This is a genomic window from Shewanella sp. 2_MG-2023, assembly GCF_030548905.1.
Classification (GTDB): domain Bacteria; phylum Pseudomonadota; class Gammaproteobacteria; order Enterobacterales; family Shewanellaceae; genus Shewanella; species Shewanella electrodiphila.
Window position 1 is genome coordinate 1 of sequence record NZ_JAUOSO010000026.1, and the last position, 24,049, is coordinate 24,049.

Here is a 24,049-nt window from a genome sequence, read left to right on the forward strand (position 1 = left end):
AACATCAAATTCAGCAACACAAACACACAAGTTGCCGGTCTACCAAACATCAAGTTTAGCAACACAAACACACAAGTAGCTGGCCTACCAAACATCAAATTCAGCAACACAAACACACAAGTTGCCGGTCTACCAAACATCAAGTTTAGCAACACAAACACACAAGTTGCCGGTCTGCCAAACATCAAATTTAGCAACACAAACACTCAAGTAGCTGGCTTGCCAAACATTAAATTTGCAGAAACTAATATACATGTAGCAGGTTTACCAAACATTAAATTCAGCAACACAAGCATTGCTTAAGGAAATCATTATGTTTAATTCATTAAAGAAAGCCCTTGGTATTGCTCAACCACAACGTAAAAAGGTAAAGCTACCTGAAGGTTTAGAACATTTAGAAGTCATTAAAGCTAAAGCTTGGTGGAGTTAAATTTGCGTAATTTAACAATCAACTATAGCCAATAAAAAAGGGAGCAAATGCTCCCTTTTTTATTGGTGTTACCAATTCAGAAATGATTGGTCTGCTCACTCTCAATAGAGAGCTTTCTAAGCAATAAGTATTTGTGACTATTAAATAACGGATACGCTAATGGCCCCATTAACAATCCCGCCAATGACCACCTTTTAACAGCCATACCGTTACTAAAAGCCTGGTTACCTAGGTAATAGCCTGATGCACACGATAATAAGATAAGTAGAAATATCACTGAAACCTCTATAATTCATTCAGTTAACATCATTCCTTAATGTATGGGTAAATTAATATGTATTGTCATCACCCTCAACGCTCAGATTATAACCAAACCTAAGCGTATTTACTAATAGCCTTTAAAAGCAATAATCAATCAAATACACAAACGGGCTATTTTTTAGGCAAATAACTGCCACTTTCGCATGAAAAAGCGGCACAGTGTTGCCGCTTTGTAAAATTATCAATAGCAAAAAGTATTAATTAAGGCTAATAAAAATTAGTCCCCTCTTCCGCCATTTGAATTAATTTGTCACATGGTGTGAAACGTTCACCATGTTGTTGTTCATATTGACGTAACTTTGACACTAGTGTCGCGATGCCCATTGAGTCCATATAACGGAATGGACCACCTAAAAATGGTGGAAAACCGATACCAAAAATAGCGCCAATATCACCGTCGCGAGGGTTTGCAATTATTCCTTCATCTAAACAGCGCACCGCTTCGTTCAACATGAGTACAACGCAGCGCATCGCAATGTCACTTGCTGAGCCTGTTGTTTGATTGCTGACACCCAGTACTTGGTAGACAGTCTCGTCCACTAATTTAGCTTTAGACTTTTTATTGCCATATTGATAGAAACCTTTGCCATTTTTACGTCCCTTACGGTCATCAGCAAGTAACTTATCAAACGCATCTGGCGCTCTAAAACGTTCACCTAATTCTTGCGTTAAGATTGGCGCAATCTTAGCGCCTACATCTATCCCCACTTCATCAAGTAGTGTTATAGGTCCGACAGGGAAACCGAATTTAACCAAGGCTTTATCAAGGCTTTCTACTTTCTCGCCAGATAATAAAACTTGAGCGGCTTCATTCATGTAAGGAGCAAGAATACGGTTAACATAAAAACCTGCGCCATCCTGAACAACAATAGGCGTTTTGCCTTGCTTACGCGCAAAAGCAACTGTGGTAGCAATGGTTTCAGGTGATGTAGTTTTATGTGCAATAACTTCAACTAACGGCATTTTTTCTACAGGAGAAAAATAATGTAAACCGATGACATTTTCAGGTCTTTGCGCCGCTTCTGCAATCTGACCAATAGGTAAAGATGAAGTGTTAGATGCAAAAATTGTGTTTTCATGACATTCGCGCTCTACATCTTTCACCATCTGATGCTTGAGTGCTAAATCTTCAAATACCGCTTCAACGACGATATCCGCATCTTTAACGCCTTTATATTCTGTTGTCGTCGTCATTAACGCCATTAAATTATCTCTAACAGCGGGTGTCATATGACGTCGCTTGACCCCTTTCGCCAATAATTTATAGGCATAAGCTAATGCGTTGCTTAAGCCTTTGTCATTAATGTCTTTCACTCGAGCAGGAATTTTAGCTTTAGTGGTTGTAACAGAAGCGATACCGCCACCCATCAAGCCACCACCAATAACGAGAGCTTTATTCACTTTGCGCGGCTCAGCACCTTCTGCTCCAGTTTCTTTTTTCATTTCAGTCGTTGCAAAAAAGATGCTGCGAAGTGATTCAGATTCAGGAGACATGACGAGTTCTGCAAAATGGCTTGCTTCAACCTCAAGCCCTTTAATCATGCCTTTATTCATCCCTTGCTTAACACAGTCGATGATTTTAGCTGGTGCAGGATAATTACCCAGTGTTTTCTTTTGTACTTGTTTTGCGGCTTGATCGAAGATGATATCGCGAGTGGTACTTGTGGCTTCAAGCACCTTATTTAGTGCGCTCTTCTTGGCAACTTTAGCCGCAGACTTTCCTTTCTTGGCCATTGCAATGGCGGTGTCCAACAAAATTGACTCAGGAACAACATCATCAACAAGCGCCATTTTAAGTGCTTGCTTAGGACGGATTTGCTTACCCGTTAGCATCATATCAAGTGCAGTTGTGATGCCTACTTTTCTAGGCAAACGTTGCGTACCGCCACCACCTGGCAATAAACCAAGCTGAACTTCAGGTACACCCATGATAGTTTTCTTATCATCAGTACACACACGTAAATGACACGCTAAAGCTAACTCTAAACCACCACCTAAACAGGCACCATTAATTGCAGCAACAACAGGTATTGATAGTTTCTCAAGTTCATTGAAAACGACATGCCCTTGTTGTGATAATTCTTTCGCAGCTGACACACTGGTACATGCGTCAAGCATACTAATATCAGCACCTGCGACAAAAGAATCTGATTTCCCTGAAATAACCACTAAGCCTTTTACACTCGCGTCGTGTTTAATTTCAGCTAAAATTTCGCTTATTTCAGGGCCAAACTCTGCTTTTAAGGTGTTCATGGTTTCACCAGGAACATCCATAGTCAAAATAGCAATACCGTCTTCGCGGCGAGATAAATTAAATGTCTTTTCCATCAGAATTACTCCACTTCAACTATCATTGCTGCGCCAAGACCACCAGCAGCACAAGCTGTTGCTAGACCAGTACCACCACCACGTCGTTTTAATTCACGACACACTTGAGTGATTAAACGTGTACCAGTAGCTGCAAATGGATGTCCATAAGCCAACGAGCCACCTAAAACGTTAAATTTACTCATATCGATTTCACCGATTGCGCGGTTTCTACCAAGCTTTTCTTCGGCAAACTTTTTAGAACCAAACATTTGCATATTCGCTAGTGTTTGCGCAGCAAACGCTTCATGCATTTCAATAAGGGTTAGATCTTCAAGCTCCATTCCTGCTCGTTTTAATGCAAGCGGCGTAGCGTAAGACGGTCCCATTAACATGTCTTGCCAAACATCAATGGCAGTAAATGCATAACTCTTAATGTAACCAATAGGCTGATAACCTAACGCTTTAGCTCTGCCTTCACTCATTAGAATAATGGCTGAAGCACCATCAGTTAATGGCGTACTATTAGCTGCAGTAACAGAACCATGTTTACGGTCAAAAGCAGGACGTAATTTTGCGTAAGACTCAAGCACTGAGTTTTCGCGGATATTATTATCACGGTCAATGAATTGCTTATAAGGAGGTACGTGAGCGGTCATGACTTCGTCACGTAAGTTACCTGTGTTCCAGGTTTCTGTAGCCAATGTGTGCGAGCGATGCGCCAATGCATCTTGATCAGCACGGCTAATGCCATAGGTCTTTGCCATTTGCTCAGCTGTTTGCCCCATAGAAAGGCCAGTTGAGTACTCAGCTACCGCTGGCGGTACAGGCATTAAATCTTTAAGACCTAAGCGGCGAGCTATCGCGAATTTTTGCTTGAAGGTACGCGCTTTATTTAAATCAACCAGAGCATGTGCTAATTTTTTTGAAACGCCAATTGGCAATACAGAAGAAGAGTCAGCACCACCTGCGATACCAATTTCAACATTGCCTGTCATGATAGATTCAGCCACATTTACAGCAGACTGAAAACTTGTAGCACAAGCTCGGGTCACACTGTAAGCATCGGTTGAAACATCCATGCCTGTGCCCAACACAATTTCACGGGCGATATTCGGCGCGGCTGGCATTTGCACCACTTGACCATACACAAGTTGCTCAATAGTTTTAGGGTCTAACTCTGAACGCGATAGCAATTCATTAACCACCATTTTGCCCATATCTAATGCTGATACGCCATGAAATGCGGTAGCTTGTTTTGCGAATGGGGTACGTAAGCCCGCCACGATTGCAATGCGCTCTCCGCGGGCGTTGGTTACTTGTTGTCTATCACTCATTGTTCACCCTCTTGTAATTGTTTAGCCTTTAACTGGCTTATCAGTGAATATCGATTAATGTCAGACAGATCTGGTCTGACCATAAAAGTGTGATCTGATTCTAACTTTTAATTGCGAAGTTTTAAACATCTGTATGAAAATAAGCTCAAATTAAAGGCATACCTTGCCTGAAATACACAATTTATAGTAATAAAATCATCGAATTAAAAATTAGAGCTTTAGCTTTAATTTGTCATTTTTTGTATATATTCACTCATTATTTGCGAACTTAACTCAGTTCACCTTTGCTAATGAATAAATAAAAATGAAAATCTGTTAATCATACTAGCCAAAGGCTAATGAAATTCATTAACATGGGTTTAATTAGAACAAAATTCAGCAAATAATTGAGTATCATCATGCCTTTGAGTCGATTTCATTCCTTACGTGCTTATTTAGATAATGTTATTTTGGGACAGCCTGTATTAACAGAGAACTTACTTATCGCATTAATTGCCGATGGGCATTTACTGGTTGAAGGCCCTCCAGGTCTTGCAAAAACACGCGCTGTAAAGGCCTTGTGTGATGGGGTTGAAGGTGACTTCCACCGTATTCAATTTACTCCCGATTTATTACCTGCCGATTTAACCGGTACAGATATTTATCGTGCGCAAACAGCCACATTTGAATTTGAAGCAGGACCAATATTTCATAACCTTATTTTGGCGGATGAAATCAACCGTGCCCCTGCAAAGGTGCAATCAGCACTACTTGAGGCAATGGCTGAAGGTCAAGTAACCGTAGGTAAAAATAGCTACCCACTTCCAGATTTATTTTTAGTCATGGCGACTCAAAACCCACTAGAGAATGAAGGTACCTACCCGCTACCAGAAGCTCAACTAGACCGCTTTTTAATGCATTTAAATCTCGATTATCCAAGTGCAGATACAGAGCGTAAAATTTTGCGTCAATCGCGAAACGAAGCCGTCACTAAACAGCTACCTACCATTGAACCTGTGGCTCAATCTGATGTGTTTGCTGCCCGCGAACAAGCTATGGGATTGTACTTAGCTGAGCCACTCGAAAGCTATATTGTCGAAATTATCATGGCAACTCGTCAACCTGAACGCTATAGCCCTGAGTTGGCTAAATGGCTTGAATACGGTGTCAGCCCTCGTGCATCTATTTCACTCGAGCGCTGTGCCCGCGCAAGAGCTTGGTTACAAGAGCGAGATTTTGTCTCGCCAGAAGATATACAAGCAGTAGCGCCCAACGTACTGAGGCACAGATTATTACTCAGTTATCAAGCACAGGCTGAAGGCATTAATGCAGACCATGTTATCAACCATATTTTAAGCCAAGTTGCAGTACCTTAAATGGGCGAGCTCGCATTTAAGTACCGTTAATTTTATCGCTTTTAAATTGGAACAATAGCACTATGCCAGTTGAACAAACGCTTGAAAATTCATTGCCATTATTCAGTAATGGCGTGAATTTAACTGAGCAAGAACTCATTAGCTGTCAAAGCACCGCTCGCGCGATGCCGGATAAACGCAGCAGAGCCAAAGCCAGCCAAGCAGGTCATCGCAGTAGCCTGATTAAAGGTCGTGGGATGGAATTTGCCGAAGTACGTCATTATCAAAATGGTGATGATGTCAGAACCATTGACTGGCGAGTCACCGCTCGAACTGGCAAAGCGCACACTAAGCTGTTTGTTGAAGAACGTGAACGCCCCATTATTTTGTTTGTCGACTTTAGCCATAGCTTATTTTTTGGTTCGCGCTTGTTATTGCAATCAGTACAAGTTGCCCACCTTGCTGCAACACTCGGCTGGAATGCGATAAACCATGGCGATCGCCTCGGCGCTTTTATCGCAAGTGAAACTGAACACCTTGAATTAAAACCAAGAAGCCGCCGCCAAGGAATACTGCAACTTACTTCTGCATTAATTAAAGTACATGAAAATCAGTTAAATCATTTTGATGAACTGCCCCAAGACCCACAGCATATTCTTCGTGCCTGTCAACGCCTGCAAAGAATCGCAAAACCAGGCTCCTTAGTATGGATTATTACCGATGGGCAGCACTTTACTCAGGAATGCTTAGCGGCATTAACAGAACTTAAACGTCACTGTGATGTAGGTGCATTTATTATTAGCGACCCACTGAGACAAGGAACACTCACCTTGCCTAAACGTTTTAGTTTACCAGTGAGGGATGGCAAGCAGCAGTTAACACTTACCCGAGACAGCTATGATGCATGGCTGAGTCAGCAACTGGCTAGCCAGCAACAATTTATCGCACTAATGAAAATGATTAAGGTGCCGACTCGATTTATCGATGCCGGAAAAAGTCTTAGTGACCAATTGGAAGTATTACGTTAAATGAATACTGCTCAAACAAACCCTGCACTAATGCAACTGGAAGATATCGTACTACCAGAAAAAATTAGCCAGTTCCCTATTGCACCAGGATTTTGGATACTCGCACTATTCATTATCGCGATCATCATTTTTGCTGTGGTTAAAATAAAGCAGCATCGCCGCTATCATCTCCCGAGAAAAGCAGCATTAGCGGATTTTGAACAACTAGAACCTGCTAATAACCAATATGCAAGTGACATTAATACGCTATTAAAAAGAACCGCGATGAGTTACTTCCCTCGTGAGGATTTTGCTAAGTTAGACGGCGAGCGTTGGTATCAATGGCTAGGGTTACGTTTATCCGCACAAGATGCGATAAACATGGGGCAACTCCTGAAAAAGCGATATCAGAAAGACGGCCTGACTTTAACCGAGTCGACACAGTTACACACTTTTACTGAACAATGGTTAAATAAACGTAGTCGCTTTATCGCACTATCTGATATGCCTGAAAATATCACTCCGACAAGTCATCAATCGGAGGCATCATGTTCTCAATAGCTTGGCCATGGCTGCTTTTATTATTGCCACTGCCCTTTTTACTCAAACAAAAACATCTTGCTAAAAATAGTGGCGGCCAACTGCAACTCCCAGGTATTGGCAGCGCTGAACAACAATTAACAGTCCATCAAGATAAATCAAGCCGCAAAGCCTACTGGTTTATGTGGTTATGCCTATTGTGTGCCTTAGTTCGACCACAATGGTTAGGCGAGCCTATCGAACTGCCTTCAGAAGGCCGAGATGTCATGTTAGCGGTTGATTTATCAGGTAGTATGCAAATAGAAGACATGGTGGTAAATGGCAAAACAGTCGATCGCTTAACCCTCATCAAACACGTCATCGGTGATTTTATTGAAAGACGAAACGGCGATAGGCTCGGCCTGATTTTATTTGCAGATCACGCTTATCTTCAAGCGCCACTCACCCAAGACAGACGCTCTGTTGCCAAGTTTCTTGCCGACAGTGAAATTGGCCTAGTAGGTAAACAAACGGCCATTGGTGAGTCGATAGCACTTGCTGTAAGACGTTTTGATATGGTCAATGACAGCAACCGAGTGTTGATCTTATTAACCGATGGGTCTAATAACGCAGGGAACATTGAACCTGAAGTTGCGGCAAGAATTGCAGCTAAACGAAATGTCACCATTTATACCGTGGGTGTTGGCGCAGAAGTATTGGAACGCCGCAGTATTTTCGGTACCGAACGGGTAAACCCATCGCTTGATTTAGATGAAGAACAACTACAACAACTCGCAGATATGACAAACGGTCATTATTTTAGAGCAAGAAATAGTGAAGAGTTGGCACAAATTTACCAAAAGATTGATGAGTTAGAACCAGTGAGTCGTGATCAATTGACCTATCGTCCCAAAAGTGAACTGTTTTACTGGCCATTATTGTTAGCCTTATTGATGAGTGTGTTTATCAGTTTACGCGGCCAATTAGCTTCTTCATCACCTTTAAACGCTAAAACAACATCTGGAGGGCGATAATGAGTTTACATTTTATTCGTCCAGAATGGCTGCTTGCCTTAATCCCTTTAATCGCAATTGCGTTGTTTTTATGGCGCAGCCAACAGCGTAATTCGGCTTGGCAAAGTTATATTGCACCGCATTTGGCAAACACATTAATCAGTGAAACCAACCAAGTGAAAAAGCAACCTAAGTGGTTACTTATGATATGTTGGTTTATCGCTGTAATCGCGATATCGGGTCCAGCAGTCAATAAACAGAGTTTGCCTGTTTACAGCAACGAGCAAGGTCGAGTGCTGGTCATGGACATGTCCTTGTCTATGTATGCAACCGATCAAAAGCCTAATCGCTTATCCCAAGCTAAATTTAGGGCCACTGATTTTTTAACGAACTTAACTGAAGGTGAAACAGGTTTAATCGCCTTTGCTGGCGATGCCTTTACAATTAGTCCTCTTACCCGAGATAAATCAACACTACTCAACTTATTACCAACACTGACGCCTGATATCATGCCTGTTAGAGGGTCTGATTTATCTGCTGCACTTGAACTCGCTCAGCAATTACTGTCCCAAGGCGGGCATATTACGGGTGATATTATCGTCATGACAGACGGGGTAAACCCACAACAATATGTTGATGCTGCAAAAGTACTTGATGGCAGTCGTTACCGTGTATCAGTGATGGCATTTGGCACACAACAAGGCGCAGCAATACAGTTACCTGATGGTCAATTAATGCGTGATAATCGCGGTGAGATAGTCATAGATAAAACCGATTTTAAACGACTTGAAAACTTAGTTATCCCTACTGGTGGATTAATGATCCCTGCCACTGCAGATGGCAGTTCATTAAGCCGATTAGAGCGCTGGCTTGCTAATGATGGCGACGCTAAAGCCACTGAGCTTGAAGGTGAAAGCTGGCAAGATTTAGGTCCATACATCGCCATGCTGTTGATTATTCCTGTGTTACTCAGCTTTAGATTTACTCTAGTACCAGTATTTACTGCCCTAACCTTAGGTTTATTGTTTCAACCAAGTCCTGTTATGGCTAACACTTGGGATGACTTATGGCAAACTCAAGACCAACAAGCAAGCGACACCTTTAACCAAGCACAATCTGCTGAAGATTATGCCAGCGCCGCCGAGCAATTTAGCCAGCCGTTATGGCAAGCCAGTGCCCAGTACAAAGCGGGTGACTATGAAAATGCACTCGCAGGGTTTGAACAAGATAACTCTGCACAAGGTTTATATAATCAGGCCAATAGCTTAATGCAATTGAATAAATTGGATGATGCTATCGCACGTTATCAAGACGCTTTAAAACAGCAAGCTGACTTCCCTCAAGCACAAAAAAACCTCGAACTTGCTGAAAATATGAAACAGCAACAAGAACAACAATCTGGTGAAGGTTCGGATCAATCTGATCAAAGCGACTCAGACAATAGCGAGTCTGAACAGAATGAAAATAATCCCAGTGAGAATGGCGAAGGCCAATCCCAGCAACAAAACTCCGACCAGAACTCTGAACAAAATGCCGAACAAAACCAATCTGAGCAACAAGATTCAGAACAACAAAACAGCCAGGAAAATAGTGCTGAACAAGACAAACAGCAAAATGAGCAAGAACGTAACGAAGAACGAAACGAAGAAAGTAGCGAAGAAAGTAGCGAAGAAAATCAATCTCAATCAGATACTTCACAAAGTGATAATGCTGAAAGTGAGAATGAACAAACAGAAAATGAAGCTCAAATGCAGGCGGATGCTCAACAAAATAACCAAGCAGAGCCTACACCTGAAGAATTAGAGCAACAAGCACAAGCAAAGGCGGCAGCGGAGCAAGCTGAAGCTGAAAAATCTGACAAACAGCCAGAATCTTCTCAGCCCATTGCTTCATCACAGCTGACTGAAGAACCTCTACCAGCAGATTTAGAACGCGCACTTCGGGCTGTGAGTGAAGATCCGCAAGTGCTTATTAGAAACAAAATGCAACTTGAATATCAAAAGCGTCGCCAAAGCGGCCAACTGCCTAAGGACAAACAACAGTGGTAAATAGAATCGTTATCGGCCTTCTTGCAATTCTTTTTACAGGGCAAGTTTACGCAGTCACTCAAATTCAAGCGACTGTTGACAGAAACCCTGTGATGCAAGGTGAATACTTTGTCTTAAATGTCACCGCAAACGCAGATTTAAATGCGGGTTCTTTAGATACATCTATCTTATTAAAGGATTTCATCGTCGGACGAACCAGTGTCGGCAGAAGTACGCAAATCGTTAACTTTGATTCATCTAAAGAGACTCGTTGGCAAGTGCTGCTATCGGCTAAAAACGCCGGTACAGTGGCAATCCCCGCATTTACCATGGAAGGGGTTAAATCCAATCCTATAAACCTCACCGTCGCTAAAGCGGGCAGCCAACCGCAACAAATGCGCAATTTATTTGTTGAGGGTCAGCTCAGCACCAATGAAGCGTATGTAGGCCAGCTAATTACCTACAAGGTTAAACTGTTTTTAGCAGCCGAGTTACAGCGTGGCGTTATCAGTTCGCCAGAAATAGCTGGAACCGAAATTAAACAAATAGGCGATGACACAGATGCAGTTGAAGTTGTTGATGGTCGCCGCTTTAGAGTGATTGAAAGAACCTATTCAATTATTGCCGACACCCCTGGCACGTTAGCCATTAAAGGCGCAGGATTTTCAGGTGATATCTTAGTCGAAGCGCCAAGACGCGGCGGTATGTTCGGCTTTAATGAAAGCAGACCGATGCAAGCTAAAGCAGAAGACACTCAAATTACCATCAAGCCTATTCCAGATGTATATCAAGGTGATTGGTTGGTGAGTGATTTATTAATTGCGAAAGAGATATGGCCTGATGAGCAAGGTAATGAATTTGAAATAGGAACGCCCATTACCCGAACGATTAATGTCGTGGCATCAAATGCAGATAGTAACAGTTTACCTGATATAAAATTAACCATGCCTGACGGGCTTAAGTCTTACCCAGAAAAACCAGTAAGACAAACTGTGGTACGTGAAAATCAAGTCATCGCTCAATACAGTTTAACCAGCGCGATTGTACCAACAAAACCTGGTACTTTTACTTTGCCTGAAATTATCATTCCTTGGTGGAACCCACATTTGCGGCAGCAGCAATTTGCCACCATACCAGCAAGAACAGTCACCATTACCGGCACAGTGGCGGCTGAGCCTGTTCAAATAATAGAGCAAACTGAAACAAGCAATAACAGTTCAGGTATTTGGCCGTGGCTAACGCTATTATTTGCGACGTTATGGCTTATCACTTTAGCCTTGTGGTTTAATGCTCGTCGTCAACAACACACCACTAAACTTGTTGCAACTACGCCATCAAAAGTGCCGTTGGCACTAGCTGCTAATATGAATGATATTGCTCAAGCTTGTGATAAAAATGATGTCACCTTAGTGATTTCATTACTGCAACACTACTATAGTGCTCAGTTTGCCAAATCGATGACATTGTCTGATATAGCGCAATTATCTACGCTGCTTTCAAAAGCGATTCATCAGTTACAACAAGCTAAATACAGTGAGTCAACGTCAAGTATTGATAAAGGTTTACTACTAAAAGCAATTGAACAAACCCAGATAAATCAACAGCAAACGCCTCCATCAGCGCTAAGTTCACTGAATCCATAAGCATATTTATACTTGCTATTCACAGCTAACCTTTTAAGCTATCGAACATAATATTTAACAATAAGTCATAAAATGTTCGATAGCTTGCGAAATAAAAAGTCCGAACCCACGGTCTTATCTGACATGCTAACTAAACAGCGACGATACGACAGCCTCGTCAGGGCACTTCACACTGATATCTTCCGATACGCCTACTGGTTAATCGGCGATAAGCATATTGCTGAAGACGTCACTCAAGAAACCTTTCTTCGTGCTTGGCGCGCTTTAGATTCGTTAAAAGATGATAAAGCAGCAAAAGCATGGCTAATTACCATATTACGCCGTGAGAATGCACGCAGGTTTGAGCGTAAACAGTTTGACTACAGTGATGTTGAGCAAGAATTGCTTGAAGATGAAAAATCATCGACCAATGAAGAACAAACTGAGCAATATTGGCTACGTAAGCAAATTGGACAACTTGAAGTTGAATATCGTGAACCACTATTACTGCAACTGATTGGCGGTTTTAGCGGTGAAGAAATTGCTGATTTATTAGAGTTAAATAGAAACACCGTCATGACGCGTTTATTTCGCGCCCGTAATCAATTAAAAGACGCTTTAGAGTCTCCTGAAGTTAGAGGTCAATCAAATGGATGATCTAAAATTTCGTCGCCATGCATATGGTGACCCAAACAGCCAAGATGAAGAATTTCTTGCACAAATTTCAGCGTCTGAATCCGATGCAAAACTCGTTAACGAGCTAAAAGCATTAGACAGTAAACTGACCAATGCACTGAATATTGATGTGCCTGATGACTTAGCTGATAAACTGATTTTACGTCAGCAACTCAGCAAGCATCAGCAGCAAAAAAAGCACACTCGCTATTTAATGGCGATGGCCGCGTCAGTTGCCTTAGTGATTGGATTAAGCGTCAGTATGCTTCGTTTTACGCCAGTTGATTTAGCAGAACATGCTCTGGCACATGTTTATCATGAGCCAAAGGCAATGAATGTCGATCAAAATGTTGGCTTTGAAGATGTAAACTTTAAACTGGCTGGTATTGGTGGATTAGAGAACGCCAAGTTCATCCAACAACCAGGTAAAGTGTTTTACACTTCTTACTGTGATTTCCAAGGTGTAAAGAGTTTGCACCTTGTGATGGAAGGTGAGCAAGGGAAAGTTACCCTCTTTATCATCCCCACCGAAAACAGAATGGTCACTGAAGAATCGTTTGCAGATCAGAATTATCATGGTTTAGGTTTTCAAACAGCCGACACCTTCATGTTACTGGTAGGTGAACAAGATGCTGACCTGCAATACGTAAAAAACGAGATTGAGCAAACTTTTATTTAAATTCAAACATTTAGCAAACAAAGCGTTCACAGACCAGCTAGTGAAATTTCATTGGCTGGTCAATAACTCTTCATACTTCCGGTCAAAATTGTGCACTGTGTCAAACATCTGTTAGCATATGCCGCACAATAATGAGAACAATACGGAAGTAGCATGGCAATTGAAGCTCCAATTCTAATTACATTCATTGGTTATCTCGCCCTTATGATAGGCATAGGCTATTGGGCCTATCGCAAAACAGACACAGTAGACGATTACATCCTAGGCGGCCGCAAAATGGGCCCAGCCGTAACAGCACTGAGTGTCGGTGCGTCAGATATGTCAGGTTGGCTATTACTCGGTTTACCTGGCGCGGTTTATTTAGGTGGTTTAGGTGAAGCTTGGATTGGCTTCGGTTTGGTTTTTGGCGCATGGCTTAACTGGTTATTCGTTGCCAGACGCCTTCGTATCTACACCCAAGCGGCAGATAATGCCCTTACCCTACCCGACTTTTTTGAAAAGCGCTTTGAAGACAAGCAAGGCTTTTTAAAGTTAGTTTCTGCTATTACTATCCTAGTGTTTTTCACTTTCTACACTTCATCAGGCATGGTTGGCGGTGCAATCTTATTTGAACAAATCTTTGGTCTCGATTACACCATCGCATTATTGATTGGTTCAATCATCATTGTCGCTTATACCTTTGTTGGTGGCTTTTTTGCTGTGAGCTGGACAGATTTCTTCCAAGGTTGTCTGATGTTGCTTGCACTGTTAATTGTACCAATAACCATTTTCAGCAAACCTGATACGCAAGTGGCTTTAGAAACACTTGACCCGAAAATGCTGTCTTTCTTACACAGTAATATGACTACGATTGGTCTTGTGTCACTACTGGCTTGGGGTTTAGGTTACTTCGGCCAACCACATATTCTTTCTCGCTTTATGGCAATTGGCAGCCCAGATGACATCCCGCTATCACGCCGCATTGCAATGAGCTGGATGCTTGTTGCATTAATCGGCGCATTAGCAACGGGGATAGCCGGTACGATTTATTTTGCTGATGCACCATTGGCTAATTCTGAAACCGTTTTCATTCACTTAGCCCAAGTTGCTTTTAATCCTTGGATTGGCGGTATCTTAATCGCGGCAATTTTATCAGCGATTATGAGCACTATCGATTCACAGCTCCTTGTTTGCTCAAGTGTCATCACTGAAGATTTTTACCGTAAATGGTTACGTCCTGACGCGAAAGACAAAGAGTTAATGCTAGTGGGCCGCTTTGGTGTGTTGGCCATTGCTGTTATCGCAATTGTGATTGCACTTGACCCTGACAGTAAAGTTCTTGAGCTGGTGAGCTATGCATGGGCAGGATTTGGCGCAGCATTTGGACCTGTAGTGTTAATGTCACTATTTTGGCAAGGCTATAGTCGTAATGGTGCTATCGCCACTATTCTTGTTGGTGCGATAACGGTTGTCGTTTGGAAGCAGCTTTCTGGCGGTATCTTCGACTTATACGAAATCTTACCAGGTTTCCTATTCGCCACGGTTGTCGGTGTTGTAGTCAGTAAAATCTCACCACCAGCTGAGTCAATTAAGACGCAATTCGCTAACTTTAAAGCTTCGCTTTAATCTCCAAAAGGTTCGATTACTGGTGTAAAACTGGTAATCGAACCTCTCAGCGTACACTTGTACGCTTTTTTACAAAATAATCTTGTTACCCACTTGTTACCTGTTATTTCGTTATAATATTTCAGCCTCCAGAACCAAATTCACAACTGCCCTACAGCACAGCGTTTATAGAGTATTTACTCAGTTTGACCTAAATACGTCAAAAACAAAAATTAACTTAACAGTAACAATAACTAGCAACTGGTCGGAGTTGTAGAGGTAACAACTGTTACCTAATATGCCCGCAATTACTAAGTTGGTGTTGATTGGGGAGCCCTATGCTAAGCATGGCGCGAATTAATAAACTGACGTACAACGATGAGAGCAAAATGATGACTAAATTCAACAAGACACTTCTTGCAGTAGCGGTAACGCTAGCAAGCACACAATCAATGGCAGCTGGTTTTCAGTTAAACAGCCAATCTGCAACTGGTATTGGCCGTGCGATGGCGGGTGATGCAATCATCGCTGATAACGCGTCAGTATTATCACGTAACCCTGCAGCTATGGCATTGTTTGATGAAAAAACACTTTCGATTGGTGCATCTTATGCTGATGTGAACGTTGAAGTTAGTGATGTCCAATATGGCAATAACCATATCGGAAGTATAGACAATGCAGCTGAAGCTAAGTTAATTCCTAACTTCTACTACATTAGCCCTATCAATGATAAATGGGCTTACGGTGTTGCTGCCTTCTCAAATTACGGCACAGGTACTGATCTTTCATCACTAAATAGCGGTCACGACTTCAATACCCCAATCGATTTATTGGGTAATACTGAAGTAACCACAATTAACTTCAACGCTAGCGTGTCATACCGTATTAACGATTCATTAAGTTTAGGTTTAGGTCTTGATGCTGTATATGGTTCAGGAACATTAACACGTAACGGTAATATAGATATCGGTCTTGGTGACATGCCGCTAAATCTAGTTGACGTTGATGCTGACGGCTGGGCTGTTGGTGGTATCGTCGGTTTAGCTTATGAGTTTAACGAAAATAACAGAATTGGTTTGAGTTACCGTTATAGCCCACAAATGGAAGCTAGTGGCGACATCATGTATAACCCTTCTGTTTTGTTCCCACAAAACTTTGACAGCATTGAAATTCCAATTGCTGATATCGCACAGCTTGCTGGTTTCCATCAGTTAACGGAAAAGTTTGCTGTTCATTATACCGCACAGTGGACTCAGTGGAGTTCATTTGACAACATCAGTGTTGTAGATGGTGATCTTGGCACTGCTAATGATGTTATCAAGCATTATAACTGGAAAGACTCTTGGTTCTTAAGCCTTGGTGCAACATACGATATCAATGAAACTTGGACAGTTCGTGCTGGTATAGCAAGTGATCAAGGCGTAGTTGGCGAAGTATCATCATTGTCAATTCCTGACTCAGACCGCATGTGGTATTCAGCAGGTTTCACTTATAACTTGAGTAATAAATCAAGCATTGATTTCGGTTACACTCTAGTTGCTGGTGAAAAGGTGCATGTTTTAGAAGATAGCGCACTAGTCGGTCAAGTGAGTGCTTATACAGAATCAGGCGCAAACTACTTCTCACTGCAATACAACCACACTTTCTAAATTAATCTATTTAAACGTTTAATTTACTAGTTAAAAGCCGCCAATTTTATTAGGCGGCTTTTTTGTGTCTAAATTCTCTCCAACGATTAATAACACAATCCCTATTAACACAATCCCTATTAATACAACATCCATTAGATTTTCCTCATAAATAGATTGCACAAGACAATAAAGTCTATTAGAATTTTCTTATGGATATTTTTCTATTGTTGGATAAGTTTATGTGGCGCACACGTTCGATGTTAATTACGGTTTTATCAATTTCGCAAATCAGCATTTTTGCCCCATTGGCAATTGCGGCGCCCGAAACCATCCATATCCAACCGCAAAGTCATATTCCTTACCTTCAATTTGATGGGCAGATTGAAGCAATCAAAGCTGCCACGGTTTCTGCGCAAACTGCTGGGCGAATTCTTAAACTTAACTATGATGTAAATGATACTGTCCCAGAAGGCGCTGCTTTACTTGAAATAACCAGTAAAGAGCAAGGCGCTGGACTTGCGGCTGCTGAAGCTGAACTTGCACAAGCCAAAGCGAGAAATATTGAATCTCAAGCCCAGTTCAAGCGTTATCAAGAGCTGTTTCCTAAGGGCGCGATTTCTAAAGGTGCTATGGACGAGGCGACAGCTAACTCTGCCTCAAGTTTACAAGCCGTATCAGCTGCTAAAGCCAAGTTAATTCAAGCCAATGAAACCTTAAACTACACCACGGTTAATGCCCCTTTTAGCGGCCGCGTTACCCAGCGTTTTGTTGAGCAAGGCGAAACCGTCACTGTTGGCCAAGCCCTATATGCTGGTTACTCTACCGACAATATGCGTGCGATCTTTCAACTGCCGCAGCAATATCGACAACTCGTCGATGCTAACGCAAAGATTACCGTTGAGCTCAACTCTGGCTTGCGTATTAGTTCCACTGATATCAATCCATATGTGTTCTTACAAACTGCAAGTCAAAGCTACCAAGTACGTATCAACCTACCACAAACAAACGCCGCTCTCTCGCCAGGTGAATGGGTAAAAGTATTGATTGCCGATACAGCAACAGATCAAATTATCGTACCACATTCTGCGGTCTTTCAACGTGGCGACTACACAGCAGTATTTCGTCAGCAAAATGATAAGTTCGTGCAAACACAAGTTAGATTACGCCAAATCGACAATCAACAATATGTTGTCGAAGCGGGTTTAATTGCGGGTGATAAGATTATTAAGCGCGCCACTAAGTACCTACTCAACACCGAAAAATCAGGCGAGTAATATCATGACTGAACCTACTACTCTTGGCATTTCAGGTAAAATTGCAAAAGCCTTTCAATCAAGTGCTATCACGCCATTGTTGGCTCTTTTAGCGCTTTTATTAGGCTTATTTGCCATCATAGTCACGCCTAAAGAAGAAGAACCACAAATAGACGTCACTTTTGCTGATGTTTATATTCCTTATGTTGGCGCCACACCTGAAGAAGTGTCTAGACAGGTCACATTACCCGCTGAAAAGATTATTTCTGAACTTAAAGGAATAGACACCTTATATTCCTTTTCGATGAATGACGGTGCGCTCATCATCGCAGTATTTGATGTGGGCGTTGCTCGCGATCACGCCATTGTTAATTTATACAACCAACTGCAATCAAACCAAGATAAGTTTAATCAAGCTGCAGGCATTGGCACACCTTTAATCAAACCTCGCGGTATCGATGATGTACCAATTGTAGGTTTAACCCTTTGGTCGAAAGATCCTAATGTGAATGCTGAAGATTTAACCATTGTCGCCACTGAACTTGAAAATGAATTTAAGCGGGTTAAAGGTACTCGAGAAATTTACTCGATGGGACGCCAAGAGCTGGCGGTAAATGTTCGACTTGATCCACTTCAAATGAATCACTATGGCGTGAGTTTTTCAGAGTTAACACATGTCCTCACTGATAATAATCAAATATCCATGCCTGGTGACTTAATCCAGCAGAATCAACTCATTAAGGTTCAAACTGGTCAGTTCCTTCAGAGCATTGAAGATGTGAGCCAATTGATTGTTAAAGTTAGCCAAGTCAATAACCAAGCAAACCCTGTGTATTTATCAGATATTGCTGACATCAGCTTACAAGCTGATACCGCAACCGATAACGTTTGGCATGTTGATTCATCAGGCACCTACCCAGCTGTCACGATTGCCATTGGTAAACAAGGCGGCGAAAACGCGGTGGAGATCACTGAGCAAATCATGACGCGCCTAGCCAAGGTCGATAATCTATTAATTCCAGACAATGTTGAAGTAACGGTTTCAAGAAACTATGGTGAAACAGCTGGTAATAAAGCCAATACGCTCATCCTGAAACTCATGTTTGCCACGATGGCTGTTGTGCTATTGGTATTAATCACCATGGGCAAGCGTGAAGCCCTAGTGGTCGGTATCGCAATTATCGTCACCTTAGCCATGACATTATTTGCATCGTGGGCATGGGGTTTTACCCTTAATCGAATATCCTTATTTGCGTTAATATTTTCCATCGGGATTTTGGTCGACGATGCCATTGTGGTAGTCGAAAATATTCACCGACACATGGCAATGGGGACTAAAGACTTTAAAACACTGATACCTCTTGCAGTTGATGAAGTCGGCGGGCCGACGATTCTAGCCACCTTTACTGTTATTGCTGCACTTATGCCTATGGCGTTCGTTTCTGGTCTTATGGGGCCTTATATGAGCCCTATTCCGATAAATTCCAGTATGGGTATGTTGATCTCATTAGTCGTCGCATTTGTCGTCACACCTTGGTTGAGTTTAAAACTGCTCAGACACAGTCATTCAGGTCAACAAGACAATTCAGATGTTACCGTATCAAGTTCGGCTACATCTGATACAAAACAAGCGGTTCGTCAGACACAATTAAATTCAGGTCAACAAGACAATTCAGGTGTTACCGCATCAAGTTCGGCTACACCTGATACAAAACAAGCGGATCGTCAGACACAATTAAAGCCACAGTCACATAATACAGACGATAAACTACAGGCTTTATTCACACGATTAATGACACCGTTTCTCATAGGTAGCAAAGCGCGTTTAGCCCGCTTTGGCTTAACAGGTGCCATTTTATTATTAATTGCTATCGCTGTAGCATTGCCAGTTGGCCAGGCTGTGATTTTAAAAATGCTGCCATTTGATAATAAGTCTGAGTTTCAAGTGTTGGTGGATATGCCCGAAGGTACCCCAGTGGAGCAAACTCAGCGAGTCCTTAAAGACTTAAGTGACTACTTGCTCAGCGTAGATGAAGTTGAACATCTACAACTTTATGCTGGTACTCACGCACCAATAAACTTCAATGGCCTTGTCAGACATTATTTTATGCGACAAAGCCAAGAGTTGGGTGATATCCAAGTAAACCTTGTCGACAAATCAGATAGAAGTAGAGATAGCCACGAAATCGCAACCTCAGTTCGCAATAAACTGCATGAGATAGCTAAACCCTATCAAGCCAATATTAAAATTGTTGAAGTGCCACCTGGACCACCTGTGTGGTCACCGATTTTGGCAGAGGTTTATGCCCCCACGACTGAATTGCGTGAGCAAACCGCCAAAGCATTAGAGCAACGCTTTAAGCAAACTGAACATGTGGTCGATGTGGATATTTATCTGCCCAGTGATGCGGCGCACTGGCGCTTAAATATTGATAGAAGCAAGGCGCAATTATTGGGTCTTCAATACACTCAAATTGTCAATACCATCGCCACTGCGGTAGAAGGTGCAGATGTGAGTTATTTGCATAATAAAGATTATCAATTACCGATCCCAATTAGATTACAGGCAAGCGAAGAATCTAAGCTTAATTTACAACAGATATTGTCATTAAGATTGACCAATGCCGAGGGCACAAGCATTAGCTTAAGCGACCTTGTATCAATTGAGTACGGCAACATCAATACCCCAATCATCCACAAAAACATGGTGCCGATGATTATGGTGGTTGCTGATATGGCAGGGCCAACAGATAGCCCACTTTACGGCATGTTCAGCATGTTTGCAGGCATAGAAGATGATAATGACTCCGGCGTTAACCCTTACCCAATTAAACAGCATTTGATTAATCAACCCGATGGCTTAGATGAAGTGGCTATTTTATGGGATGGTGAATGGAAAATTACCTATGAAACCTTCAGAGATATGGGAATTGCCTATGCCATTGGGATGATAGCGATTTACTTGTTGGTTGTGGGCCACTTTAAGTCCTATATCGTTCCTTTAGTGATTATGGCGCCTATTCCGCTGACTATTATTGGCGTGATGCCGGGCCATGCTTTATTGGGCGCTCATTTCACCGCCCCGTCAATGATTGGCATGATTGCCCTTGCCGGGATCATCGTACGGAATTCGATTTTACTCGTTGATTTCATCAATTTAGAAACAGCCAAAGGTGTGCCGCTGGAACAAGCAGTTATTCAGTCAGGCGCTGTGCGGGCAAAACCCATTATGTTGACTGCATTTGCAGCCATGATCGGTGCCCTATTTATCATTGATGACCCTATCTTTAATGGTCTAGCTATCAGTCTGATTTTCGGGATTTTTATATCCAGTATTTTAACTCTGGTGGTTATTCCAATTCTGTATTACAGCGTAATGAAAAATAAACAATTTATACAAGAATAAACAAGGTATTTAAGGAGATTCACATGTCTTTAGAAAGAGTTATTATGGCATTTGCCGGTTTTATGGTGTTGTTGTCATTGGCATTAACAGCTTGGCTAGATCATAACTTTATCTGGCTAACCGTGTTTGTTGGCGCTAATCTATTACAAAGTGCCTTCACTGGCTTTTGCCCAGCTGCAATGCTGTTTAAAAAGCTAGGTGTCAAAACGGCCACTGAATTAGCAATTCTACAAAAAGAATAAAAGGAACGCCTGTGCAACAACGACACTCTCGCTTTTTTCATCAAACAGCATTACTGGTTATTGGCAGCTTAGCATTGATGTTTTCAGCTATTTCAAGTGCTGAAGATAAGGTTCCAAGTGTGGCTTGGGATAAAATTAATGCTGGAGCGATACTGCTTGATGTCCGCACTGAACAAGAGTTTGCAGCAGGACATTTAGAAGGGGCTATCAATATCCCTTTTGAAGTGGTGCTAAACAAATTAACCGAGCAAAAGCTGTCAAAAGATACGTCAATCGTACTCTATTGTCGTAGTGGAAGACGCAGTGGCATTGCTACTGCAGAACTGGTCAAAGCAGGTTTTACTCAAAGCTATAATGGCGGTGGATTTGAAATATTGCGCGCACATGAAACTAATTAACCTCGTTAACTGATCCCCACAACGACCTCAATATTGGTATCTATTTGTGACACAAAAAAGCCTCATTGATGAGGCTTTTTTAATGTCTAACTCTTTATCACTCAATACTCGTGAACCCAATTTATTTGTATAACCGAACATAAATGATAGCACTGACGTTAAAGGACTTTAACCATCGGAATACAGGCAAGATCGATCCCTCTAGGAGAATGCCAAACAGACTGATTATGTCCTTCAAAACCACAACTTCTGTAGAATGCGGCTGCATTTAACGTGGCATCCAACCTCAATTCTTTACAGTTTACTCGCCTTGCTTGAGCTTCTAGATGCATAAGCATTCGCTTACCTAAGCCTTTACCGAAAGACTCTGGGCGAACAAATATGGCATCGACCATACCGTTATCAACATCAAGCATACCAACACCAACCACTTTGTTTTCGATTTCAGAAACAAAACCATATTTTGCGAATGCATGAGCAAACTCTGTCGGTAACTCTCCATCTGTCCACTTAGTCAATATATCATCGCTATAGTGGCCTTTGCATTGTGATAAAATCGCCAGATTACGAATTTCAAATGCGTCTGGAGCATCGTCAATGGTTGCCTTTCGAATATGCATAATCACTCCATCTAAAAAGGTTTATTAGACATTAATGATTATACTTTTGAAAAACAACACCAAAGATGATTTGATTTAATCATTTCAGAACAAAACTTCAATGACCTAAGTAACTTCAATAACTGTATGCAATTCACCACATTCAGCTAGCGACTTTTACTTTCTCGATGCTATCGGCTATTTCCATAAAGCTAGGATTAAGGCTCACATCGATCGGGAGTTTTAATTTTCGCACGATATCATTTGCTGAAATAAGTCCCCGAATCACATCTCGTTGCTCATCGACAACCAAACAATGCTGATGCTGAGAATGTTTAAGCGTATCAATCACATCACAAATGCGCGCTTTTGAAAGTTCTTGGTAATCAATGGCTTTTAAGGCATCTTTTGGCAGCATGAAGTCGGACAATAATAACTGCTCCCTTGGGAAGCCTTGTGCGACATGTTTTTGCATTTCTTGGCTATGAAGCATTTGCAAACTGACTAAGCCCATAAAGTGGCCTTTTTCATCAATCACTATTTTGAGCCTAACATGGGATTGTTTCATCAAATGTTCAACATCGACAGCTGCGGTGTTCATTTTAATGACTAAAGGTTTGAGGGTTTTAAAATCGGTGAAAACTGCAGAGGCGGCAGAGAATATATTGATATGCTCAGCCACTTCTGGCCGAGCGAGTAGATCTATTTTTTCAATAGTTTTTAACGATAGCGTCTTCATTGTCACATCCTTCATAGACTGTTCTAGTACAAATCCCAATTTGTTATCGAGTCTATTCTGGTTGCTTCAACATTTACCCGTTAAAACATATCTTGTAAAAAACATATTTTGTAAAAAACATATTTTGTAAAAAACATATTTTGTAAAAACAGAGTCAGTAAATATATTGAAAACTAAATATATAACCTTCTGAAACCGCTGTTTAAAACGGTCACAGCCATAAAAGTTATTATATTAGCCATTTTAAAAATGGCGCACGTCGTTATAACTAAGGCAAGGTTACTAAGACTTGGTAACCTACAAATTATAGTCCATATTTAGTTTGCTGTTACTTTAACTGCTCAGGTTGGATCATCAAACTGTTAGTGTCATCAGACAGCCAAATCTCGCCATCACTAATGCTCACTTGAATCTTCATGCTGCGCGCGACAAACACTTCCATAGCTTTAACACTGTCTTCATCAATATTAAATACTGACAGGTTCTTATAGCGTTGAAGCGCCTGTTCATTTTGCTGCCACCAGATAGGTACACTGCGACCCGCATATGTGATTAATTGCACTTGCTTTGAACGGCCGCACGCTTTGCGTAGCCATTTTTCATCAGCTTGACCAAATTCAATCCAAAGCATGATTTCATCTGAAAGGCTCTTTTCCCATAGCTCTGGCTCATCATCAACACAAAGGCCTTTGCTAAACTGCAAAGCGTCTGAGGCATTCATAATAAACGCAAGAATTCTTACCATCATACGGCTATCAGTTTCTGAAGGATGCTGAGCAATCGTTAATTGATGGTCAGCATAGTAATTTCTGTCCATATCAGCAATTTGAAGTGCAGCTTTAAAGACGGTAGCTTTAGGCGCCATGAGGGTTCCAGTCAAATAAAAAAACCGAGTTTATACTGTTTAACTTCAGTATGAAACTCGG

The 24,049-nt window shown here is 41.7% G+C and carries 19 protein-coding genes and 1 pseudogene; 15 read left to right on the forward strand and 5 right to left on the reverse strand.

What is annotated here, in order from left to right; translation table 11 throughout:
• A pseudogene (locus Q4600_RS19585) lies at nucleotides 1–303 on the forward strand (hypothetical protein); the annotation flags it as partial.
• Nucleotides 304–958: 655 nt separating this feature from the next.
• On the opposite strand, the gene fadJ reads toward Q4600_RS19585, so the two are convergent.
• Nucleotides 959–3,079, reverse strand: a complete 2,121-nt coding sequence (gene fadJ / locus Q4600_RS19590) for a fatty acid oxidation complex subunit alpha FadJ (RefSeq protein WP_303518171.1) — start codon at nucleotides 3,077–3,079, stop codon at nucleotides 959–961.
• A 5-nt stretch (nucleotides 3,080–3,084) separates the two neighbouring features.
• A complete protein-coding gene (gene fadI, locus Q4600_RS19595) occupies nucleotides 3,085–4,395 on the reverse strand; it encodes an acetyl-CoA C-acyltransferase FadI (RefSeq protein ID WP_229372179.1) in 1,311 nt (436 codons plus the stop codon).
• Nucleotides 4,396–4,793: 398 nt separating this feature from the next.
• On the opposite strand from fadI, the gene Q4600_RS19600 reads away from it, so the two are divergent.
• The 14 genes from Q4600_RS19600 (at nucleotide 4,794) to Q4600_RS19665 (ending at nucleotide 21,785) form a co-directional block, all read left to right on the forward strand.
• Nucleotides 4,794–5,750, forward strand: coding sequence for a MoxR family ATPase (locus Q4600_RS19600; RefSeq protein WP_248956906.1), 957 nt, complete (start codon nucleotides 4,794–4,796; stop codon nucleotides 5,748–5,750).
• A 62-nt stretch (nucleotides 5,751–5,812) separates the two neighbouring features.
• Nucleotides 5,813–6,757, forward strand: coding sequence for a DUF58 domain-containing protein (locus Q4600_RS19605; protein ID WP_102526701.1), 945 nt, complete (start codon nucleotides 5,813–5,815; stop codon nucleotides 6,755–6,757).
• A complete protein-coding gene (locus tag Q4600_RS19610; protein ID WP_303518167.1) occupies nucleotides 6,758–7,297 on the forward strand; it encodes a DUF4381 domain-containing protein in 540 nt (179 codons plus the stop codon).
• Nucleotides 7,285–8,289, forward strand: a complete 1,005-nt coding sequence (locus Q4600_RS19615) for a VWA domain-containing protein (RefSeq protein WP_303518165.1) — start codon at nucleotides 7,285–7,287, stop codon at nucleotides 8,287–8,289. Before Q4600_RS19610 ends, Q4600_RS19615 begins: the two co-directional genes overlap by 13 nt.
• Nucleotides 8,289–10,316 carry a VWA domain-containing protein gene (locus tag Q4600_RS19620; RefSeq protein WP_303518163.1) on the forward strand — a complete coding sequence of 676 codons (2,028 nt, stop codon included), beginning with the start codon at nucleotides 8,289–8,291 and terminating at the stop codon, nucleotides 10,314–10,316. Before Q4600_RS19615 ends, Q4600_RS19620 begins: the two co-directional genes overlap by 1 nt.
• Nucleotides 10,310–11,938: a BatD family protein gene (locus Q4600_RS19625; protein WP_303518161.1), complete on the forward strand. Its 1,629-nt coding sequence runs from the start codon at nucleotides 10,310–10,312 to the stop codon at nucleotides 11,936–11,938. Before Q4600_RS19620 ends, Q4600_RS19625 begins: the two co-directional genes overlap by 7 nt.
• A gap of 72 nt (nucleotides 11,939–12,010) precedes the next feature.
• Nucleotides 12,011–12,574, forward strand: coding sequence for a sigma-70 family RNA polymerase sigma factor (locus Q4600_RS19630; RefSeq protein WP_102526697.1), 564 nt, complete (start codon nucleotides 12,011–12,013; stop codon nucleotides 12,572–12,574).
• Complete coding sequence (locus Q4600_RS19635) at nucleotides 12,567–13,271, forward strand: DUF3379 domain-containing protein (protein WP_102526696.1); 705 nt, start codon at nucleotides 12,567–12,569, stop codon at nucleotides 13,269–13,271. Before Q4600_RS19630 ends, Q4600_RS19635 begins: the two co-directional genes overlap by 8 nt.
• 153 nt (nucleotides 13,272–13,424) lie before the next feature.
• Nucleotides 13,425–14,876 (forward strand): sodium/proline symporter PutP, encoded by a 1,452-nt coding sequence (gene putP / locus Q4600_RS19640; protein ID WP_303518158.1) that lies wholly within the window; start codon nucleotides 13,425–13,427, stop codon nucleotides 14,874–14,876.
• Nucleotides 14,877–15,247: 371 nt separating this feature from the next.
• Complete coding sequence (locus Q4600_RS19645; protein ID WP_102526711.1) at nucleotides 15,248–16,504, forward strand: OmpP1/FadL family transporter; 1,257 nt, start codon at nucleotides 15,248–15,250, stop codon at nucleotides 16,502–16,504.
• Nucleotides 16,505–16,725: 221 nt separating this feature from the next.
• Nucleotides 16,726–17,760 carry an efflux RND transporter periplasmic adaptor subunit gene (locus tag Q4600_RS19650; protein WP_303518156.1) on the forward strand — a complete coding sequence of 345 codons (1,035 nt, stop codon included), beginning with the start codon at nucleotides 16,726–16,728 and terminating at the stop codon, nucleotides 17,758–17,760.
• Between the two features lie 4 nt (nucleotides 17,761–17,764).
• Nucleotides 17,765–21,145: an efflux RND transporter permease subunit gene (locus tag Q4600_RS19655; protein WP_303518153.1), complete on the forward strand. Its 3,381-nt coding sequence runs from the start codon at nucleotides 17,765–17,767 to the stop codon at nucleotides 21,143–21,145.
• Between the two features lie 23 nt (nucleotides 21,146–21,168).
• Nucleotides 21,169–21,387: a DUF2892 domain-containing protein gene (locus tag Q4600_RS19660; RefSeq protein WP_229372160.1), complete on the forward strand. Its 219-nt coding sequence runs from the start codon at nucleotides 21,169–21,171 to the stop codon at nucleotides 21,385–21,387.
• 11 nt (nucleotides 21,388–21,398) lie between these two features.
• The gene (locus Q4600_RS19665) at nucleotides 21,399–21,785 is read left to right on the forward strand and encodes a rhodanese-like domain-containing protein (RefSeq protein ID WP_368501623.1); all 387 of its coding nucleotides are present in this window, start codon (nucleotides 21,399–21,401) and stop codon (nucleotides 21,783–21,785) included.
• Between the two features lie 158 nt (nucleotides 21,786–21,943).
• On the opposite strand, the gene Q4600_RS19670 is transcribed toward Q4600_RS19665, so the two are convergent.
• From Q4600_RS19670 to Q4600_RS19680, 3 genes are all read right to left on the reverse strand, one after another.
• Complete coding sequence (locus Q4600_RS19670) at nucleotides 21,944–22,405, reverse strand: GNAT family N-acetyltransferase (RefSeq protein ID WP_229372156.1); 462 nt, start codon at nucleotides 22,403–22,405, stop codon at nucleotides 21,944–21,946.
• Between the two features lie 142 nt (nucleotides 22,406–22,547).
• Complete coding sequence (locus tag Q4600_RS19675) at nucleotides 22,548–23,123, reverse strand: CBS domain-containing protein (protein ID WP_102526691.1); 576 nt, start codon at nucleotides 23,121–23,123, stop codon at nucleotides 22,548–22,550.
• 328 nt (nucleotides 23,124–23,451) lie between these two features.
• Nucleotides 23,452–23,988, reverse strand: a complete 537-nt coding sequence (locus tag Q4600_RS19680) for a YaeQ family protein (RefSeq protein WP_102526690.1) — start codon at nucleotides 23,986–23,988, stop codon at nucleotides 23,452–23,454.
• Nucleotides 23,989–24,049: the final 61 nt, after the last annotated feature.

Excerpts from the sequence above, each read along its gene's own strand:
- fadJ (WP_303518171.1), bottom strand. The coding sequence starts at position 3,079 with ATGGAAAAGACATTTAATTTATCTCGCCGCGAAGACGGTATTGCTATT.
- fadI (WP_229372179.1), bottom strand. The coding sequence starts at position 4,395 with ATGAGTGATAGACAACAAGTAACCAACGCCCGCGGAGAGCGCATTGCA.
- Q4600_RS19600 (WP_248956906.1), top strand. The coding sequence starts at position 4,794 with ATGCCTTTGAGTCGATTTCATTCCTTACGTGCTTATTTAGATAATGTT.
- Q4600_RS19605 (WP_102526701.1), top strand. The coding sequence starts at position 5,813 with ATGCCAGTTGAACAAACGCTTGAAAATTCATTGCCATTATTCAGTAAT.
- Q4600_RS19610 (WP_303518167.1), top strand. The coding sequence starts at position 6,758 with ATGAATACTGCTCAAACAAACCCTGCACTAATGCAACTGGAAGATATC.
- Q4600_RS19615 (WP_303518165.1), top strand. The coding sequence starts at position 7,285 with ATGTTCTCAATAGCTTGGCCATGGCTGCTTTTATTATTGCCACTGCCC.
- Q4600_RS19620 (WP_303518163.1), top strand. The coding sequence starts at position 8,289 with ATGAGTTTACATTTTATTCGTCCAGAATGGCTGCTTGCCTTAATCCCT.
- Q4600_RS19630 (WP_102526697.1), top strand. The coding sequence starts at position 12,011 with ATGTTCGATAGCTTGCGAAATAAAAAGTCCGAACCCACGGTCTTATCT.
- Q4600_RS19635 (WP_102526696.1), top strand. The coding sequence starts at position 12,567 with ATGGATGATCTAAAATTTCGTCGCCATGCATATGGTGACCCAAACAGC.
- putP (WP_303518158.1), top strand. The coding sequence starts at position 13,425 with ATGGCAATTGAAGCTCCAATTCTAATTACATTCATTGGTTATCTCGCC.
- Q4600_RS19645 (WP_102526711.1), top strand. The coding sequence starts at position 15,248 with ATGACTAAATTCAACAAGACACTTCTTGCAGTAGCGGTAACGCTAGCA.
- Q4600_RS19650 (WP_303518156.1), top strand. The coding sequence starts at position 16,726 with ATGTGGCGCACACGTTCGATGTTAATTACGGTTTTATCAATTTCGCAA.
- Q4600_RS19655 (WP_303518153.1), top strand. The coding sequence starts at position 17,765 with ATGACTGAACCTACTACTCTTGGCATTTCAGGTAAAATTGCAAAAGCC.
- Q4600_RS19660 (WP_229372160.1), top strand. The coding sequence starts at position 21,169 with ATGTCTTTAGAAAGAGTTATTATGGCATTTGCCGGTTTTATGGTGTTG.
- Q4600_RS19670 (WP_229372156.1), bottom strand. The coding sequence starts at position 22,405 with ATGCATATTCGAAAGGCAACCATTGACGATGCTCCAGACGCATTTGAA.
- Q4600_RS19675 (WP_102526691.1), bottom strand. The coding sequence starts at position 23,123 with ATGAAGACGCTATCGTTAAAAACTATTGAAAAAATAGATCTACTCGCT.
- Q4600_RS19680 (WP_102526690.1), bottom strand. The coding sequence starts at position 23,988 with ATGGCGCCTAAAGCTACCGTCTTTAAAGCTGCACTTCAAATTGCTGAT.